The organism is Paractinoplanes bogorensis, assembly GCF_018829635.1.
Lineage (GTDB): Bacteria > Actinomycetota > Actinomycetes > Mycobacteriales > Micromonosporaceae > Actinoplanes > Actinoplanes bogorensis.
On sequence record NZ_JAHKKG010000035.1, the window covers coordinates 1 to 1,445 of the forward strand.

Here is a 1,445-nt window from a genome sequence, read left to right on the forward strand (position 1 = left end):
GCGGTCCCCGCTACTTGTAGAGAGTTTGATGTACGACCGCGGCCCGGCCAGGCTTGGTCGAGGTGATCGGTAGGGAACTCAGGCCCCCGCTGCCCACTCATATAGCGGAGTGTGGCTCTCTCCCGGCGTGGACCCTGCCGATCACCGGGGCGCGGAGTGGCTTAAGAGGGGTTTGACCAGCTGTAAGTAGCACTGCCCTCCCGCCGGCATGACACCGCCGCACAGACGGAAGGCAGACATCTGCATGACTCGGCTGATCATCGGGGTAGATCCCCACAAACAGTCCGCGACGATCGAGGTCATCAACGACCGCGAAACCGTTCTCGGGCAGGGCCGCTACGGCACCGACACCAGCGGCTATGCGGCAATGCTGGCCGCCGGACGCCGCCACCGCGAACGGGTCTGGGCGGTCGAGGGCTGCAACGGCATCGGCCGGCACATCGCCCAACGGCTGATCACCGACGGCGAAACCGTTATCGACGTCCCGGCGAAACTGGCCGCGAAAACACGCAACTTCGACACGGGCCACGGCCGCAAAACCGACCCGCACGACGCCCACCACATCGCCGTGACCGCCCTGCGCACCCCGAACCTGCGCCAGATCACCCCGGATGACACCACGACCGCGTTACGGCTGCTCGCCGACCGCCGTGACCAGCTCGGCGTCACCCGCACCGACACCGTCACCCGGCTGCACCAACTCCTGCTCGAACTGATCCCCGGCGGCGCGAAAAAGAACCTGAGCACCACTCAAGCACGAACTCTGCTCGACACCGTGAGCATCACGGCCGACAACATCGTCGCGGCAACCCGCCTGCAGCTGGCCACCGAACTCGTCGACGAACTCACCACCCTGGACGCGAAAATGAAGACCGCGACCAAACAACTGACCACCCTGCTCGCCACCACCAGCAGCCAACTGACCAGCCTCAACGGCATCGCCACCTCCGGCGCCGCCCGCCTGCTCGGCGACATCGGCGACATCAACCGCTTCCCCACCCGCGGACACTTCGCCACCTGGAACGGCACCGCCCCCATCGACGTGTCCTCCGGCGACAACCACCACCACCGCCTCAACCGAGCCGGGAACCGCCGCATCAACCGGACCCTGCACATCATGGCCATCGCCCAGCTCCGCTACGACACCCCCGGCCGCGCCTACTACCAACGCAAACGCGCCGAAGGCAAAACCGCGATGGAAGCCATGCGCGCCCTCAAAAGACGCCTGTCCGACACCGTCTACCGCCAAATGACCACAGACGTCACACACACAACCCAGGCGACGGGTCCGGGAGGACACACGGGGGCGACTCTGAACTCCAGCGCGGCCGACCCAAACCCCAGGACCAGCACTTCGGAAAAGTCACAACCCGAACCCGCCAACCACCAGCCTAAAACACCACCCACCACAAACCCTTGACAGAGGGGTGCCGGGAGCGACGGTC

1 protein-coding gene is annotated in these 1,445 nt (G+C 65.9%); it reads left to right on the plus strand.

What is annotated here, in order from left to right:
• Positions 1-244 precede the first annotated feature (244 nt).
• The gene (locus KOI35_RS46930; RefSeq protein WP_215796318.1) at positions 245-1,420 is read left to right on the plus strand and encodes an IS110 family RNA-guided transposase; all 1,176 of its coding nucleotides are present in this window, start codon (positions 245-247) and stop codon (positions 1,418-1,420) included.
• Positions 1,421-1,445 lie beyond the last annotated feature (25 nt).